At 69.2% G+C, this 16,116-nt stretch carries 15 protein-coding genes and 1 pseudogene; 6 read left to right on the forward strand and 10 right to left on the reverse strand.

Annotation, left to right across the window (positions count from 1 at the left end):
- Both AB0N06_RS08475 and AB0N06_RS08480 read right to left on the reverse strand, forming a co-directional pair.
- On the reverse strand, positions 1–677 hold a 677-nt coding region (locus AB0N06_RS08475; RefSeq protein WP_366134021.1), incomplete at its 3' end, for an ISL3 family transposase.
- A 30-nt stretch (positions 678–707) separates the two neighbouring features.
- Positions 708–956 (reverse strand): annotated as a pseudogene (locus tag AB0N06_RS08480) (transposase family protein); the annotation flags it as partial.
- A 70-nt stretch (positions 957–1,026) separates the two neighbouring features.
- Here AB0N06_RS08480 and ddaH point away from each other — a divergent pair.
- Both ddaH and AB0N06_RS08490 read left to right on the forward strand, forming a co-directional pair.
- Entirely contained in the window at positions 1,027–1,836 is an 810-nt protein-coding gene (gene ddaH / locus AB0N06_RS08485) for a dimethylargininase (protein WP_366134022.1), read from the forward strand.
- A 115-nt stretch (positions 1,837–1,951) separates the two neighbouring features.
- Complete coding sequence (locus tag AB0N06_RS08490; protein ID WP_366133926.1) at positions 1,952–2,926, forward strand: acyl-ACP desaturase; 975 nt, start codon at positions 1,952–1,954, stop codon at positions 2,924–2,926.
- A 681-nt stretch (positions 2,927–3,607) separates the two neighbouring features.
- Here the strand turns inward: AB0N06_RS08490 and AB0N06_RS08495 are convergent.
- From AB0N06_RS08495 to AB0N06_RS08505, 3 genes are all read right to left on the reverse strand, one after another.
- On the reverse strand, positions 3,608–3,946 hold the full coding sequence (locus tag AB0N06_RS08495) for a GNAT family N-acetyltransferase (RefSeq protein WP_366134023.1): 339 nt from the start codon (positions 3,944–3,946) through the stop codon (positions 3,608–3,610).
- Between the two features lie 339 nt (positions 3,947–4,285).
- Positions 4,286–4,540, reverse strand: a complete 255-nt coding sequence (locus AB0N06_RS08500; protein ID WP_366133927.1) for a WhiB family transcriptional regulator — start codon at positions 4,538–4,540, stop codon at positions 4,286–4,288.
- Between the two features lie 72 nt (positions 4,541–4,612).
- Complete coding sequence (locus AB0N06_RS08505; protein WP_366134024.1) at positions 4,613–5,413, reverse strand: VOC family protein; 801 nt, start codon at positions 5,411–5,413, stop codon at positions 4,613–4,615.
- A 278-nt stretch (positions 5,414–5,691) separates the two neighbouring features.
- Between AB0N06_RS08505 and AB0N06_RS08510 the strand changes: the two genes are divergently transcribed.
- From AB0N06_RS08510 to AB0N06_RS08520, 3 genes are all read left to right on the forward strand, one after another.
- Positions 5,692–6,555 (forward strand): hypothetical protein, encoded by an 864-nt coding sequence (locus AB0N06_RS08510; protein WP_366133928.1) that lies wholly within the window; start codon positions 5,692–5,694, stop codon positions 6,553–6,555.
- 67 nt (positions 6,556–6,622) lie between these two features.
- Positions 6,623–6,823 carry a hypothetical protein gene (locus AB0N06_RS08515; protein ID WP_366133930.1) on the forward strand — a complete coding sequence of 67 codons (201 nt, stop codon included), beginning with the start codon at positions 6,623–6,625 and terminating at the stop codon, positions 6,821–6,823.
- Positions 6,824–6,944: 121 nt separating this feature from the next.
- Positions 6,945–9,158 (forward strand): DEAD/DEAH box helicase, encoded by a 2,214-nt coding sequence (locus AB0N06_RS08520; RefSeq protein WP_366133931.1) that lies wholly within the window; start codon positions 6,945–6,947, stop codon positions 9,156–9,158.
- 403 nt (positions 9,159–9,561) lie between these two features.
- Here the strand turns inward: AB0N06_RS08520 and AB0N06_RS08525 are convergent, their stop codons facing one another.
- The 3 genes from AB0N06_RS08525 to ligD all read right to left on the reverse strand — a co-directional run bounded on the left by AB0N06_RS08525 (position 9,562) and on the right by ligD (position 12,898).
- Positions 9,562–10,635, reverse strand: a complete 1,074-nt coding sequence (locus tag AB0N06_RS08525; RefSeq protein WP_366133932.1) for a multicopper oxidase domain-containing protein — start codon at positions 10,633–10,635, stop codon at positions 9,562–9,564.
- A 164-nt stretch (positions 10,636–10,799) separates the two neighbouring features.
- Positions 10,800–11,879: an ABC transporter permease gene (locus AB0N06_RS08530; RefSeq protein ID WP_366133933.1), complete on the reverse strand. Its 1,080-nt coding sequence runs from the start codon at positions 11,877–11,879 to the stop codon at positions 10,800–10,802.
- Positions 11,876–12,898 carry a non-homologous end-joining DNA ligase gene (ligD, locus tag AB0N06_RS08535; RefSeq protein WP_366133934.1) on the reverse strand — a complete coding sequence of 341 codons (1,023 nt, stop codon included), beginning with the start codon at positions 12,896–12,898 and terminating at the stop codon, positions 11,876–11,878. The genes AB0N06_RS08530 and ligD overlap by 4 nt, the downstream gene beginning before the upstream one ends.
- Before the next feature lie 76 nt (positions 12,899–12,974).
- Between ligD and AB0N06_RS08540 the strand changes: the two genes are divergently transcribed.
- On the forward strand, positions 12,975–14,036 hold the full coding sequence (locus AB0N06_RS08540; RefSeq protein ID WP_366133935.1) for an ATP-dependent DNA ligase: 1,062 nt from the start codon (positions 12,975–12,977) through the stop codon (positions 14,034–14,036).
- A gap of 96 nt (positions 14,037–14,132) precedes the next feature.
- On the opposite strand, the gene AB0N06_RS08545 is transcribed toward AB0N06_RS08540, so the two are convergent.
- Entirely contained in the window at positions 14,133–15,149 is a 1,017-nt protein-coding gene (locus AB0N06_RS08545; protein ID WP_366133936.1) for an MASE1 domain-containing protein, read from the reverse strand.
- Positions 15,150–15,238: 89 nt separating this feature from the next.
- Positions 15,239–16,069, reverse strand: a complete 831-nt coding sequence (locus tag AB0N06_RS08550; RefSeq protein ID WP_366133937.1) for a PP2C family protein-serine/threonine phosphatase — start codon at positions 16,067–16,069, stop codon at positions 15,239–15,241.
- Positions 16,070–16,116: the final 47 nt, after the last annotated feature.

Genomic DNA, 16,116 nt, shown 5'->3' on the forward strand with positions numbered 1-16,116 from the left:
AACACGGCCCGCAGGGCCTCCTTCAGGCGCCAGGCCCGGTGCAGGCGCGGATCGGTGGCGGCGATCCAGGTGAGCTTGGCGGCCTGTCGGTCGGTCAGATCGTCGGCGTTCTTCCACAGCGCGAAGCGGGAGTCCTTCAGCGCCCGGGCCCTGTCGCGGTCGCCGAGCTCGCGGCGGGCCCGGTTCCACGAGGCCCGGCGCTCGGCGTCCAGCGCCTCGGTGGCCCAGGCGACGACGTGAAAGGGGTCCATCACCCGCATCGCGCCGGGGGCCCGATCGAGGAGGACCTCGGCGATCCAGCCGGCACCGTCGGCGGAGATGTGCGTGAGGGTGCGGGCCCGTTCATCGCCGAGAGCGTCGAAGAAGCGGTGCAGGACGTCCTTGCCATGCCCGTCGCTCATCCACACCACGCGGGCGGTGTCGTGGTCGACGACCACGGTCATGTACTTCTGCCCCTTGCGGTAGCTGATCTCGTCGATGCCGATCCGCCACAGGTGGGTCAGCCGGTCGACGGCCCGGTCGCGGTCGGCGACCACCCGCTCCACGATCGCCCCGACCGTGCGCCAGGAAGTCCGCATCAACTGTGCGGTCGCGCTCTTGGAGCACTCGGCGGCCATCCAGGCGGCCTGCTGATCGAAGGCGTAGGTGTGTCCGGCAGCGTGACGAGCCCAGGGCACCGCCGTCACCGTCACTCCGTGTCGGCGGCAGTCCACCCGTGGCGCGTCGGCTTCCAGGAAGACCCGCATCATGCCGTGGTCGAGGTCCCGCCACCGACGTCGGCCCCGCCCGGCGTCGAACCAGGGCGCCGGGCGCCGGCACCGGCCGCACCGCTGCCGACGTCTCGTGTCAGGCCGTACCGACACGACCACACACTGTTCGTTCTCGTCGATCCGGACGCCCTCGACCACCGTGTGTTCGGCCGTCAGCGTCCGCTTCCATATCCTAAAGACAGACACGCCGTTTCTCTGCTTGATCAAACTTGAGCCTAGACACCTCAAGGATCACAGGAAGCGGCGTGTTTCACGTATCAGCCCAGGTCACAGCACCCACACATGCGGCAGGAGAGCCAGAAAAGCCCTGGTCCGCCGCCCCGGCCCGCATCTCGCCGAGGGTCTCGTCACCCATGTCGAACGCACCCCCGTCGATGTCCGCCTCGCCGTCGAGCAGTGGGGCCGGTATGTCGCCGTCCTCGGCGAGTACGGATGGGAGACGGTCGAGGTGAAGCCGGCGGACGGACACCCGGACAGCGTGTTCGTCGAGGACACCGTCGTGATGTTCCGGAACGTGGCGCTCATCGCCCGGTCCGGCGCGGAGTCCCGCCGGGGCGAGACTGCGGCCGTGGAGGAAGCACTGGCCGGACTCGGCTGCTCGGTGAACCGGGTGAGGGAGCCGGGCACGCTGGACGGCGGCGACGTCCTGAAGATCGGCGACACGGTATTTGTCGGGCGCGGCGGCCGGACGAACGCGGAGGGTGTGCGGCAGCTCAGGTCCGCGTTCGAGCCGCTGGGTGCCCATGTCGTAGCCGTGCCGCTGACCAAGGTGCTGCACCTGAAGTCCGCGGTGACGGCGCTGCCGGACGGCACGGTCGTCGGGTATCCACCCCTGGTTGACGAACCGTCGCTTTTCGGACGTTTCCTGCCGGTTCCGGAGGAGGCGGGCTCGCACGTGGTGCTGCTCGGTGGCGGGAATCTACTGATGGCCGCGAGCGCACCGAAGACCGCGGAATTGTTCGCGGGGCTCGGGTATCACCCCGTATCAGTAGATATCGGCGAGTTCGAGAAACTGGAAGGCTGCGTGACCTGTCTCTCCGTGCGCCTGCGTGACCTGCAGACATAACGGTACGTAGTCGGACTTCGGGCGGGCCGGGTTGGCGGAGGGCTTACTCCCGCTTTAACCTACGGTCTCGTAACCTACGAAGCCGTAGGTACTTCTCCCGTCCCCAGGAGCCCCCGTGACGATCACCTCTCCCCACCTCGGCAGTTCACAGGCGTGGACCGACGCCCAACTGCTGTACGCCCTGGAGGAGGTGGTGGAGAAGGAGCTCAACCGCCATCTCAAGGTCGCCAAGGACTGGATGCCCCACGAGTACGTCCCCTTCTCGGACGGCCGGAATTTCCCCGGCGTCTTCGAGGATGGTGAGGCGTGGCAGGCCGACCAGTCCAAGGTCACCGACATCGGCAAGATCGCACTGGTCGTGAACCTGCTGACCGAGGACAACCTCCCCAGCTACCACCACGAGATCGCGTCCCTGTTCGGCCGTGACGGCGCCTGGGGCACCTGGGTGCACCGCTGGACCGCCGAGGAGGGCCGGCACGGCATCGTGATGCGCGACTACCTGCTCACCTCGCGCGCCGTCGACCCGGACAAGCTGGAGCAGTTCCGCATGGCGCACATGGCGGAGGGATTCGAGTCCGACAACCGGCACTCGATGCTGCACTCCGTGGCGTACGTCGCCTTCCAGGAACTCGCGACCCGCGTCTCGCACCGCAACACCGGCCACCAGTCGGGCGACCCCGTCTGCGACCGCATGCTGGCCCGGATCGCCACCGACGAGAACCTGCACATGGTCTTCTATCGCAACCTGCTCGGCGCGGCCTTCGAACTCGCCCCGGACCTGACGATGCAGGCCGTGCGTGACGTCGTGGTCAACTTCCGGATGCCCGGCCACGGCATGCCCGGCTTCGAGCGGGCCGCAGCGCAGATGGCGATCGGCGAGATCTACAACATGCGGATCCACCACGACGACGTGATCCAGCCCGTGCTGCGCTACCTGAAGGTCCTGGACATCGACGGGCTCGGCCCGGACGGGCTGAAGGCGCAGGAGGAGCTGGGGCTCTACATGGGCGGACTGAACAGCGAGGCGGCCAAGTTCGACGAGAAGCTGGCAGCGCGCAAGGCGCGAATGGCCGCCCGCGCGAACGCCTGACCCGCCGGCCCCGCGGACGCCTGGGCCCCAGGCCTCCGCGAAACGCCTGACCCACAGCCCGCACGGCACCCGACGGCCCACGAGCCCGCTCACTCGTGGGCCGTCGTCTCTGTGTGACGCGGCATCACACACATCGGGTCCGCGACGCATACACGGGGCAGCTCGTCGAGCGACGCGGCATCCGCGGTGACGAGCGAGCCCTCGCCCTGACCGTCGACGACTCCCGTCGGGAAGGTGCCGCTTCGGCCTGTCGGCCGAGCCCGGATCAGCCCGTCCTGCTCGCAGGACCCAGCCGTCAGGAGGTGTCCCGAAATCCCTGACGGATCAGCGGGCGGCGTCAGATGCGGTGCAGTGCAAGGCGGAGGGGCGTCCGCATCCTGGAGGCGGTCTCAACCGGTCAGTGCATCACTCACGCGCAACGGTGGCCCCAGGGGTCCGCGGGGCGGGCGGGCGACCCTTCCGACCACGCGGTTGATCGTGGCGCGGGAGATCCGCTCGGACCCCCTCGCCGGGCTCTCGTTCCGTGCGGGTCGGCCCGCGCGGGGGCATCGTCGAGGAAGCCACGCGACTGGTGGTGTCACAGCTCGGCGTGGGCGCCGCATGCTGAAGGCGGCGGGGAAGCGGACGTGCTGGTGAAGGCGGGTTCGGCGCGAGGCAGATTCCGGGCGCCGGGCCGGGGCGTCACTTCAGTTCCATGAGGATGTCGGCGCGGGCGAAGTAGTCGGCCACCGGGAGACGGTCGCGGGTGATCCTGGCGAACCCGGCGTTCTCATAGAGGTGGATGGCGGGGGCAAGCTTGCTGTTCGTACCGAGGAACAGCCGGGCCCCACCGAGTGCGCGGGTGCGGTCGATCGCTGCGGCGACGAGTTGGCGGCCGATGCCGTGGCCCTGCGCGTCGGGCGTCACGGCCATCTTCGTCAGCTCGAACACGTCGTCCGGATAGGCCAGTAGTGCGACGCACCCGACAACAGTGCCGCTGTCCGGCTCATGCGCCAGGCGTACGTCGCCGCCCGGGCCCACGATGCGGCCGAACGGATCCCCGAGAACGGCCCGGTCCTCTTCCTCCAGAGTGAACAGGCGCGAGAGGAAGACGCCTGAGACGGGCGATCCCGCCTCGCCGCGCACGATCGGATCGTAGACGCGGGCGGCGCCGTCCACGATGTCGAGCGGGGTACGGAAGCCGCCGGCGGCAATCCGCGTCACGCCGCGCACCCGCAGCCGGGGGCCAGTGACCCAGCTCACGGCCGTCGAGGGCCGGTTGCTCCACCGTGCTGCAGTTCCAGTCGTAGGCGGTCTTGAGGAGCTGCGGGAAGGCGGCCGGAATCCGGAGGGCCGAATTCTGGGACGTACCGGGGAAGTTCAGGCCCTGTCGCGCTCAACTCTGCGCAGCCGCTCCCGCTCCTTCTCCGACAGTCCGCCCCAGACGCCGAACCGTTCGTCGTTTTCGAGGGCGTACTCCAGGCAGGCCACCCGGCCCTCGCAGGCGTTGCACAGTTGCTTCGCCTCGCGTGTGGAGCTGCCGGGGGCAGGGAAGAAGAACTCGGGACCCGCTTGCGCGCAGAGCGCCGTCTCCTGCCAGGCGAGTGCGGGGTCGGTCGCGGTGTTGATCAGCATGGCGCACACAGTGCCCGGTCGCGATAAACGACTGCTCAACGCCGCATCAATGCGGGGCCGTACGCCCTCCGGTCAGCTTTCCGACGTCTCCGAGCTCTTGATCACGGCGAACTGCGCCCCGTACGGATCGGCGACGTTGGCGAACTTGCCCACGCCTTCCATCTCCATCGGCTCCAGCGTCAGCTTGCCGCCCAACCGCTCGACGTCCGCGACCGTGGCGTCGCAGTCGTCGACTTCGAAGTACGGGAGCCAGTGTGGTCCGAGAACGCCCTGGGTCGCAACGGTGTCGAGAGGTACGAGCCCGCCGAAGTCCGCATGCTCGCCGCCGCCCTCGGTACGGATCAGAGTGTAGGACCCACCGCCGCCGGGGTACGCCACCTGTTGGGTCTCCCACCCGAAGACCATGCCGTAGAACGCGGCAGCCGCGGGCACGTCCGGGGTGTACAGCTCGGTCCAGCAGAGCGAGCCCGGCACGCCCACCACGCCCAGGCCGGTGTTCTTTCTCGGCTGCCAGGTCCCGAAGTACGCGCCGCCCCGGTCCGTGAAGCCGCCCATCCGACCGAAGTCGAGGACATCCATGGGCTGGAAGGGCACCGCGCCGCCGGCCTGCTCGACCGCCTTGGCGGTGGCATCGACATCGGGTGTCTGGAAGTAGACCGACCAGGACGACTTCGCCTGCTCAGGGATGACGGTCATGGCGCCCGCGACCGATTTCCCGTCCAGCATGAACATCCCGTACCCGCCGGTCTCGGGACCGCCGGGGATGAAGTCCCAGCCGAAGAGGCCCTGGTAAAAGGTGGTGGCCCGGTCGAGGTCGGGTGTGCCGAGATCGAGCCAGTTGGGGGATCCGGTGACAAATCCGGTGGTGAGCATGGTGCGCTCCTTCAGCGAGTCCCGCGTGTGCACTGCAGGGGTTTCTCCTGACCATCCGAGTCTTGCACCGGGCACTGACACCCGCAGACTGCGCAACGCGGGAAACCATTGCGTCTCCGCTCGGGCCTCATGGATGATCGGCGCATGACCACCAGAAAGGCTCATGCCTCGTAGGCGCCCCCTGCTCCGCCCCTCGGCCCACGCGCCGCCGACAGTTGCGCATGTCCGCAGCTGCCCGGTTCACGTTCCGCGTTCCTGCTTTCCTGCCGAGGAGCACCATGGAGTCCACACCTCTGACCCCGTACGCCCGTCTGCCGCACGCCTATCGGGGTCTGCACATGATGAGCAGCACCGTCGACGCGTTCGGCCGCGCGCACTGGCTGCTGAGCGAGCACATCGCCATGCATGGCACGTTCGATCCGTACGAAGCCACGATGGTCACCGCGGACGACGGCCGTGTGTACGAGACACACCTCAGCGCGGTGCAGTTGTACCGTCCCGCCTTCGACGCGCTCCCGGACGGCGGATTCGTACTGGCGGATTTCCGCAGCGCCATCGACAAGCAGCACGTGCAGGTCTTCGACGCGCTGGGCCGGTCGTCCTGGACGTTCCGGATGGGCGACGGCATCGAGCATCTGATCGCCGACGAGTCGGGTGGTCTATGGGTGGGCTATTTCGATGAGGGGGTCTACGGCGAGGATCCCCTCAGCCATCCCGGTCTGCGCCGCTGGAGCAGCACCGGCGAGCCGCTCTGGTCGTTCCGCCCCGGCCCCGGGCTCATCGACATGTCGGACTGCGTGGCGCTGAACGTCGACGGCGGGACTGCCTGGGCCTGCCCGTACATGCACTACCCGCTGATCGAGGTGGGCGGTGACGGGACCGTGCACGTGCGCCCCACATCGGTGCGCGGTGTGCGCGGCCTCGCGGTGAACGGCGAGCGGGTCGTCTTCCTGACCGGCAACGGGACGCTGGAACACGGCCGGATCACCGAGACGGCTGTCGAGCCGGAAGAACGCAGGATGCTGCTGGCCCGGCCGGACTGCGGCGTGCCGAAGCGGAACACAGTGGTCTGCCGTGGCTCCCGTATCTACATGCGGGAGCGCAAGAGCACCGACTGGTCGGTGTTCGACCTCGGCGAGTAGTACCGCCGCAGCCCGCTCCGCGATCAGAAGAAGTCCAGGAGACGTCCACGCGCTCAACGACGCCGAGTTGGTGTACGGCGTACGGACGTTGGCCGTCCCGGTGCTGGACGGTGCCGGTCCTGCGCGGTTCGCCCTGGCGGTACGAACGACGCCCGAGGTGATCACGGAGGCGCGCACCGAGTGGTTCCTGGTGCGGGCGCGGCCCTCCGCCAGGGCGCTGGATGCCCTGCTGCGGTCCCCGGCCGAACGCCGTCCGCCCGCGTCCTGACCGTGCACCAGGGCTCTTGCTCCGCCGGGCCTGCACTGTCATCGGCCCATGGCACGATATGTCTCACTCGGGCAGCTGCCGGGCAAGGCGGCAGCGGGGCTGCGCGGACAGAGGAACGTACATGACAGAGGCCGGAGCGACGGAGGCCGGGGCACGCACGGGAAAGTCCGCCCGGGAGCTGCTGGCGCAGGCCGAGCGTCTGCTGGACACGGCGCGCGCGGTGCGGGCCGATCACGCCCGCGCCGTCGGAGCCGTACACACGGCGCTGGCTCCGCTGCTCGACTCCCTCATCCGTCGCGAACTGTCGGCGATCCCCGTCTCCCGGCTCAAGGACGTGACCGAGGGCAGGCTGCGGCTCGGCGCGGTCGAGCAGGCCGGCTTCACGAACGTCGGCCAGGTCCACGAGGCCAATCGCTACGAGCTCCGCCAGATCCCGGGAGTCGGCGCGCAGACCGCCGACCAGGCGCTGGCCGCGGCCGGGCAGATCGCCCACGCGGTACGGGACACGGTCGCGGTCCGGATAGACGTGGACACCCCGGACGACTCCACGACCGCGCTGGTCACCGCGTTGCACCGACTGGTCGAGGCCGGTCCCGACGTCCGCCGGGCGGTGGACGCGGCGGTCCGGCTCATCGGGAGTCTTGAGCCACTGCTGACCGCGGCGGGGCCGGCCCGTGGGCGGCTGCGCATGCTGTTCGCCCGGCGGCCGGCCCGCGCCGAGGCACTGGCGGCCGTCGCCTCGGTGCGGGCCGTCGTCGCCGAAGCGGCGGCGCGCGAGCTTCTCCCGCTGTTCGGGCAGGTGTCCGTCGATCTGCTGCGGGAAGCGGAGTCGGACCTCACGGCATGGGTCGACTTCGAACTGCGGTCCGCCGAGTACTACAGCCTGCTCGCCGAGCTGTCGGGCACCGGCCCCGACCGGGACGCGGCCGAGGGGTTCCTCCCGACCGGGATCGCGGACCGGGTGCGTGGCCTGCGGCTCGACGACGCTCATCTGCGCGTCTCACTGCGCGGCTACCAGTCGTTCGGCGCACGGTTCGCGCTCGCGCAGAAACGGGTGATCCTCGGTGACGAGATGGGGCTCGGCAAGACCGTCCAGGCCATTGCCGCGCTCGCGCATCTCTCCGCACGGGGCGAGACCCACTTCCTGGTGGTCTGCCCGGCGAGCGTACTGATCAACTGGGCGCGCGAGGTCCGTGCCCGGTCCACCCTGCGCGCGCTGCCGGTGCACGGCCCCGAGCGGCAGGGCGCGTTCGCCGAGTGGCGGGAGGCCGGCGGGGTCGCCCTCACCACGTTCGACGCGCTGCACACCCTGCCGGCCGCCCGGGACTGCGAAATGAGACCCGGCATGCTCGTGGTCGACGAGGCCCATTATGTGAAGAACCCCGCCACTCGTCGGTCCCGGGCGGTGTCCGGCTGGACACAACGCACCGAGCGGGTGCTGTTCCTGACGGGTACGCCGATGGAGAACCGGGTCGAGGAGTTCCGCAGCCTGGTCCGCCACCTCCAGCCCGAACTGGCGCCCTCGATCCACACCACCCATGGGGCCGCGGGTTCGCACGCCTTCCGCAAGGCCGTCGCCCCGGCCTATCTGCGGCGCAATCAGGAGGATGTGCTGACGGAACTCCCGGCGCTGGTGCAGGTCGACGAGTGGGAGGAGTTCAGCGAGGGCGATCTCGACGCCTACCGCGAGGCGGTGGGCGCTGGGCACTTCATGCGGATGCGCCGGGCCGCGTACGCCCGGCCCGCCACGTCCGCCAAGCTCCACCGGCTGCGCGAACTGGTCGCGGAGGCCGCGGACAACGGCCTCAAGGTCGTCGTTTTCTCGTACTTCCGCGAGGTGCTCCTCACCGTCGGACAGGCCCTGGGAGAAGGCGCGTTCGGACCTCTCGCGGGGAGTCTCCCGGCCGCCCGGCGCCAGGAGATCATCGACGACTTCGCTGCCGTGGACGGTCATGCCGTCCTGCTGAGTCAGATCCAGGCCGGCGGGGTCGGGCTGAACATGCAGGCCGCCTCGGTCGTCATCATCTGTGAACCGCAGATCAAGCCGACGATGGAGCACCAGGCAGTGGCCCGCGCCCATCGGATGGGACAGATACGGACCGTCCAGGTGCACCGGCTCCTCGCGGCCGACAGCGTCGACGAACGGATGCTGAACATCCTGGCCCGCAAGGAGCGACTGTTCGACCTGTACGCACGGCGCAGCGCCGTCGCCGAGACGACGCCGGACGCCGTGGACGTGTCGGACGGGGCTCTGGCCCGACGCATCGTCGAGGAGGAACAGCTGCGCCTCGCCACCGGAGCGGCCGGAACGGCCGCGGCGGTGCCGGAGAACTGACCGGTCGGGAGCCGTGCGCCGCCGGATCATGGGCGGCCGCGCCCGCGCCCGTCGCTCCGGTCCGGCAGTCCCGGCCCTGACACCGGGGAGCACATGGATCACTCGGCTGACTCAGCGGGCCCTTACCGAACCAGCCTGAGCGAAGGGGCGTCCGAAGCCGTCTTCCATGGCTGCGGCCGGCCCGGTTCTCCCGGATGAACCGGGTCCGCCCCCACCGTGCCCCGCGGGAAACGCGGTGGGCACATGGGCGGTGGACGCCGGATTCACCGCGACGGAGCACGTCGAGGACCTGTACCCGGCGGACAAGCACGGCACGACGATCACCGCCGAAGACGCGGCGGCCGAGTGGATTCACCGGCAGACCGGCACCGCTCGGCCGCTGCCCACCGGCCGACCGCTCGCCTCACCCCGAAGCGGTGTTGTCCGCACCGGTCTTGTCCATGCCGGTCATGTCCTCACCGGTTGTTTCCTTACCGGTCTTGTCCGGAGCGCTCTTGTCCGGAGCGGTCGTGTGGGTCGTCATGTCGTGCGGGTCGTACCCCGGCACGGTGCCGTCCGGCTCGGCGACCAGCAGCAGTCCGGCCATGCCCATGTCGGAGTGGCTCTGCACATGGCAGTGGTACATCCAGGCGCCGGCGCCCACGTGCTCGCCCGCGATGACCTGGAAGCCGAAGGAGTCCGCCGGTCCGACGATCTTCGTGTCGACGACACGGCTGGGATCGTCGGGCCCGGTGAGCAGCCCGGTGCGGTTGTCCGCCCAGCGATGACCGTGGATGTGGAACGTGTGGTAGTAATCGCCGTGCGTGATCATGACCACTTCGAGCCGGTCGCCCACGGTGGCCTCGAAGTTGGGGCTCTCGTGGGCCGCTCTGTTGTTGATCGTCATGTCGTTGAAGACAATCGTGATGGTCTTGTCCGGCAGGATGTCGCCCTTGCGCCGGACGATCACCGGACCGTACAGGCCCTTCCGAATGCCTCCGGTGCCGTGGTCCGTGCCGACGACATGGTCGTGGTAGTGCCAGTAGCCGGCGCTGCCCGGCTGCCAGGTGCCGTCCTTGCGCCGGCCCGGCGCATGGGTGCGCCAGGAGTAGGTGCGGGTGTCGCCCGGCTCGACGATGCTCTTGTTCATCCGGGTGCCGTCGCTCGCGATGTCGTAGTCGACGCCGTGCACGTGCAGGCCGGCCGCCACATCCATCGTGTTCTCGAACTCGATGTGCAGGGTGTCGCCCTCGTTGATCTCGACGAGCGGCCCGGGGACCGACGCCTTGCCTTTCTCGAGGCCGTACCCCATCCGACCGTCCGCCAATTTCTCCGCGTACAGCTTGAGATGACGGATCACGCCTCCCGCGAGGGCGGTCCGCGGCGGGGCCTCCGCCGAGTTGGCCTCGATCGATCCGAGCGACAACGATGTCACACCGGTCACCGCCGCGACCCCGCCGCCCACCAGGAACCGGCGGTTGAAGCTCCTTCGATCCATTTCCAGCTCCCCACTGGTAGACGGGTGTTACAGAGACCGTCGGGGCACAGGTGACTCCCGGGGCGGGCCGTACCGTGGCCCGGGAATCTTCATTTATTCACACTAAGGACAAAGCTCGCGCCATTGCCGACATAACCATGGGCGAGTCGCGCGCTCGGAGAAGGTCAGGAGGCCGTGGCCGCATGCTGAGGCATGCGGTCACGGCCTCCCGGGTGCCGATGGCGCCACACCCAGAACACCGTGCACGAGACCAGCGACCAGCCGGCAAGCACCAGGTAGGGAAAGATCCGCTGGTGCCCCTGGTAGTAGACGGCGGCGTGCTGGGCGTTGACCGAAGCGCCCGGGGGGAGCCAGCGGCCGATGAGGCCCAGCACCGACGGCAGCAGCGGCCATGACACCGCACCGCCGGATGACGGGTTGCCGAGCAGCACCATCAGCCCCCAGGTGGGGATCATCGCCCAACGCCCCATCAGGGTGTTGAACATGGTGAAGACCATGCCCGTGGTGAACATCGTGAAGGCGAGGATCATCCACGACTGGACGAACGGCAGATCGACGGAGCCGAGCAGCCAGTCCACCACGGCGGCGATCGCGAAACCGCCGAGCAGCGCGTACGCCACGGTGAAACCGATCCGCTCCAGCGGCGTCAGCCCCTTGGCGTGCACGCTCAGCTGGATGGCGCCGAGGAAACCGATGACCACCGCGGCGAGCGAGATGTAGAAGAGAGCAAGGCCACGGGGATCACCCCGTTGCAGTGGTTTCACATCGGTGACCTTCACCGGCACATGGGTCGCTTCCGCCACCTTCAGTGCGGACTCGGTGAGCAGCTGGGCGACCGAGGCTCCGGACGCGCTCGCGACATCGAGGGCCACCCCGCCGTTCGCGGACCGCAGGACGGCGAAGACCTTCTGCTCCTCCAGCGCGGTGCGGGCCTTGGCTTGGGTGGCGTACTCGTGCAGCACCAGCGAGGTGTCGAGCGCGACCTCCAGCCGGTCGAGGAAGAGCTTGTCGCGCGGCGTGCCGAGATCGCCGACCGCGGCGGCCGGGATATTGCGCGGGGTCGGGTTGGCCATCGCGTAGGTGTAGGAGCCGGCGAAGAGACCGGCCGCGGCCGCGATGATGAACATCAGTACGAGGGCGGGCAGATACGGGGACTCCTTGAACGCCGCCCAGCTGTCACCGCGGGTCCGGGGGCGGGCGTGTTCCCCGAACGGCGTGACGGGCTCCAGATCGGGCGCGCTCATGCCTCCGCGTCCTCATCGTGCCGGGCGCGGCTCGGCTGAACCCGCTTGGGTTCGCCGGGCATCTTCGGGTACTCCGGCGGGTAGGGCATGTCACCGAGCCCGCGCTCCCGCTCGTCCCGGTCCGCCAGTTCCAGCAGCCGGTCGAGCCGGAAGGCGTGGTCGTCCATGTCCGCGTGCACGTCGCCGACCTCCGCGAACCGCTTCGGCATGGTGCGGATGTCGAAGTCCCGCGGCTCGGCGTCGTCGATCTCGTCCCAACACAGCGGTGCGGAGACCGGAGCGTGCGGGCGGGGCCGCACGGAGTAGGCGGAGGCGATCGTCCGGTCGCGGGCGGTCTGGTTGAAGTCGACGAAGATGCGTTCGCCGCGCTCCTCCTTCCACCACGCGGTGGTCACCCGGTCCGGCATCCGGCGTTCGAGTTCACGGCCGGCCGCGATGGCCGCGCGACGGACCTCGGTGAAGGTCCAGCGGGGTTCGACGGGGACGAAGACGTGGATGCCGCGGTCGCCGGACGTCTTGGGCCAGCCGCGCAGACCGTGATCGTCGAGGACGGCGCGCAGCTCATGGGCGGCGGTGACCGCGTCGGCGTAGTCCGTGCCGGGCTGCGGGTCGAGGTCGATGCGGAGCTCGTCCGGGTGGTCGGTATCGGCTCTCCGTACCGGCCAGGGGTGGAAGGTGAGCGTGCCGAGATTGGCCGCCCACAGGACGGCGGCGAGTTCGGTGGGGCAGATCTCGTCGGCCGGCCGGCCGCTGGGAAAGGCGACGCGGGCGGTGGGAATCCAGTCGGGGAGGTTCTTCGGGGCGCGCTTCTGGTAGAAGAAGTCGCCGTCAACACCGTCGACGAAGCGCTGGAGTGTGGTCGGCCGGTCGCGCAGGGCGCGCGTGATCCCGGCACCCACGGAGAGGAAGTACTCGGCGACGTCCCTCTTCGTGTAGCCCTTTTCCGGGAAGTACACCTTGTCGGGGTTGGACAGCCGTACTGCCCGTCCGTCTGCATCCAGCTCCACCGCTGCGCCCATGGGGGTCACGGTAGGCCGAGCTCCCATATGCCGCATATCGGGAGCAGCCTCGAGGTATCCGAGCAAGAATCGGCCCATGGACCTGCCGGTGATGCCACCTGTGAAGCCGATGCTCGCCAAGTCCGTGTCCCGGATCCCGCCGGGCATGCAGTACGAGGCCAAATGGGACGGCTTCCGGGCGATCGTGCACCGCGACGGCGAGGAGGTGGTGATCGGCAGCCGCACCGGCAAGCCGCTCACCCGGTACTTCCCCGAGCTGGTCACGGCGGTCCGGGAGAATCTGCCGCCGCGCTGTGTGATCGACGGCGAGATCGTCGTCGCGTACGACGGGAAACTGGACTTCGACCGGCTCAGCGAACGTATCCATCCGGCAGATTCACGGGTGCGGCTGCTCGCCGAGCAGACCCCGGCCAGTCTGGTCGCCTTCGACATCCTCGCGGTCGGCGACGACTCGCTGCTCTCCACCCGGCAAGCGGACCGCCGAGCCGTCCTGGAAGCGGCGCTGTCCGGTGCCTCGGCCCCCGTCCATCTCGCCCCCGCGACCACCGACCCGGCGGTCGCCCAGGAGTGGTTCGAACGGTACGAGGGTGCCGGGCTCGACGGTGTCGTCGCCAAGCCGCTGGATCTGCCGTACCGCCCGGACGTCCGCGTCATGTACAAGATCAAGCACGAGCGGACCGCCGACTGTGTGGTGGCGGGATACCGCTTTCACAAGAGCGGCCCGGCCGTCGGTTCCATGCTGCTCGGCCTTTACGACTCCGAAGGCGTCCTGCAGCACGTCGGAGTCTGCGCGGCGTTCTCGATGAAGCGACGCGAGGAACTGGTCGCCGAGCTGGACCCGTTGCGGACGGAGTTCGCCGACCATCCGTGGGCGACGTGGGCGGATGCCGCCGCCCACGAGACCGCCCGGCTGCCCGGTACACCGAGCCGCTGGTCCGGGAAGAAGGACCCGTCATGGGTGGCGCTGCGTCCGGAGCGGGTGTGCGAAGTCGGTTACGACCACATGGAGGGCGACCGGTTCCGGCACACGGCCCAGTTTCGCCGGTGGCGGCCCGACCGCACCCCCGGGAGCTGTACCTACGCACAGCTGGAAGAAGTGGTGCAGTACGACTTGGCCGAGGTGCTGTCAGCCCGCTGATGTCGCGCCCGACGGAGTGGCGCAGGGGTCGTCGCCCGGGCCGGGGTCCGGCGAGGGGCAGCCCGTCGGGCAGCAGAGGGTGCCCGCCGGGCACCCCTAACGTTCGTCGGCGCGGCCGTCCGCGTCGTCGGGGTCGTCGGACGTCAGCCACTGGTCGGTGACCGGGTGGTCCGACATGGCCGCCACTATGTCGGTGAGCCGCCCGCAGAGCCGATTGATCTCGGCGTGGGTGCGGTTCCGCTCGGTGATGACCGCCGCGAGCAGCAGCGCGGTCAGTGCCGTGGCGCCGTTGAAGGCCTGGAGCGTGACCATATTGAGAATGAGCTCCTTATGGGCGAACGGACCGGCCCCGCGAGTGGCGGCCAGAATCGCCAGCGTGGAGACTCCGAGCGCACACGACGCGGCGCCGGCGCGTCCGAATCGGAACGCGGCCCAGATGAGGAACGGGAAGACAAGGAAGAGCAGGGAGGCGCTGCTGCCCGTCACCAGGAACGTGACCGTAAGGGTGCCGAGGAACAGGGCCGCCGCTTCGGCCCACCGCCGGAGTGCCACACCGTGTGGCCACCGCGCCTCGCGAAGGACGAGCAGAAACGGTGCGACGACCAGCACGCCCATGGCGTCGCCCGTCCACCACACCGACCACGTGGGCCAGAAATCTCCTGCGGGCACGGCGTCGGAGAGCACCAGCACACTGCTGCCCACGGTCGCACTGATGAGCGTCCCACCCAAGGCGCCGATGAAGACCAGCGCCAGCGCGTCGCGCAGCCGGTCCAGATCGTTGCGGAACCCCGCACGCCGCAGCATCAGGTAGGGGCAGACCGATGCGAGCGTGTTTCCCACGACGATGAGCAGAACGGAGAGAACCGTCGGTCCGATGGACACGTTGGCAAGAAATGCCCCGATCGCAATGCCCGGCCAGACGCGGAGTCCGAAGACAAGCAGACCGGCCAGGGCAATGCCGGTAGCGGGCCAGAGCGGCGTGACCTGGCCGATCACCAGTTGTTCGAGGAGACCCAGCCGGGCAGCCCCGTAGTAGGCGGCTGCGACAGCAAGGACCAGGAGAGTCGAGGCGCCCTTGCGCCGAAGCTCCGGATTGGTCACCACGGCAGTCATCAGACACCACCTGGAAGGGCTCTACCCGCCAGCACGGGCCGGAAGCCACCTCGGTCGTTGCAGCGCCGAGCAGACAGCGCGGGCCACGACTACCCCGCGCCGGGCAGGCCGGCATATCGGACGACGAGGACTGCGGCATCGTCGCAGTGGCCCGTCAGATCGGCCACCTTCACCACTTCACGAGCCAGGTCGTCGGGGTCGCCGTCGTAACCACTGCAGACCAGCCGTACCACCTCCTCCAGCCCTTTCTCGATCGGGCAGGCCGGTCCTTCCACCACCCCATCGGTGACCATGACCAACGATCCCGGCTCCGTCAGCCATCGTCGCGTCACCGGATAGACCTCCCCGGGGAGTATGCCGAGAGGCGGACCGCCGCTGTCGAGGATGATGCCGGAGTGACCGGCGGACGTGGCCCAGACCATCGGGATGTGACCTGCGCGGGATATGGCGAGCGCGCCGCTGAGCGGGTCGAAGGTCAGAAAACAGCAGGTCGCGAAGAGGCCGCAGCCCATGGAAATGAGCAGATCATTGGCGCGGGTCAGTACCTCGCCCGGATCGGTCGTGACGCAGGCGAGGGCTCTCAGGCTGGTGCGGGCCTGGCCCATGAAGGCAATGGCTTCGACGTCGTGACCCTGCGCGTCACCGATGGCGATCCCGACCGCCCCGTTCGTCATCGGAAAGGCGTCGTACCAGTCGCCCCCGACATCGAGACCGTCATTCGAAGGGGTGTAACGGGCCGCGATGGCCAGGTGGGGCAGCTGCGGAAGCCGGGGAGGGAGCAGATGGCGCTGCAATGCCTCGGCCAGTTCCGCACGCGCCCGCTGGATCCTGAGCCGCTCCAGCGCCTCGTCGACAAGATGCCCGAGGGTGAGCAGGGCCTCCTGGGCACTGTCGGCATGAGTGGTGCGGTGTCGGCGCATGGCCCCTCCGGGGGCGTTCCTACATGACCCGTATTCCACCATAGACC

The organism is Streptomyces sp. NPDC051020, assembly GCF_040683105.1.
In the GTDB taxonomy this organism is placed as follows: domain Bacteria; phylum Actinomycetota; class Actinomycetes; order Streptomycetales; family Streptomycetaceae; genus Streptomyces.

Coding starts and splice junctions, on each gene's coding strand:
- AB0N06_RS08530 (WP_366133933.1), bottom strand. CDS start 11,879: ATGAGCGCGCCCGATCTGGAGCCCGTCACGCCGTTCGGGGAACACGCC.
- AB0N06_RS08505 (WP_366134024.1), bottom strand. CDS start 5,413: ATGCTCACCACCGGATTTGTCACCGGATCCCCCAACTGGCTCGATCTC.
- AB0N06_RS08545 (WP_366133936.1), bottom strand. CDS start 15,149: ATGACTGCCGTGGTGACCAATCCGGAGCTTCGGCGCAAGGGCGCCTCG.
- AB0N06_RS08510 (WP_366133928.1), top strand. CDS start 5,692: ATGGAGTCCACACCTCTGACCCCGTACGCCCGTCTGCCGCACGCCTAT.
- AB0N06_RS08540 (WP_366133935.1), top strand. CDS start 12,975: ATGGACCTGCCGGTGATGCCACCTGTGAAGCCGATGCTCGCCAAGTCC.
- ligD (WP_366133934.1), bottom strand. CDS start 12,898: ATGGGCGCAGCGGTGGAGCTGGATGCAGACGGACGGGCAGTACGGCTG.
- AB0N06_RS08500 (WP_366133927.1), bottom strand. CDS start 4,540: ATGCTGATCAACACCGCGACCGACCCCGCACTCGCCTGGCAGGAGACG.
- AB0N06_RS08520 (WP_366133931.1), top strand. CDS start 6,945: ATGACAGAGGCCGGAGCGACGGAGGCCGGGGCACGCACGGGAAAGTCC.
- AB0N06_RS08525 (WP_366133932.1), bottom strand. CDS start 10,635: ATGGATCGAAGGAGCTTCAACCGCCGGTTCCTGGTGGGCGGCGGGGTC.
- AB0N06_RS08550 (WP_366133937.1), bottom strand. CDS start 16,069: ATGCGCCGACACCGCACCACTCATGCCGACAGTGCCCAGGAGGCCCTG.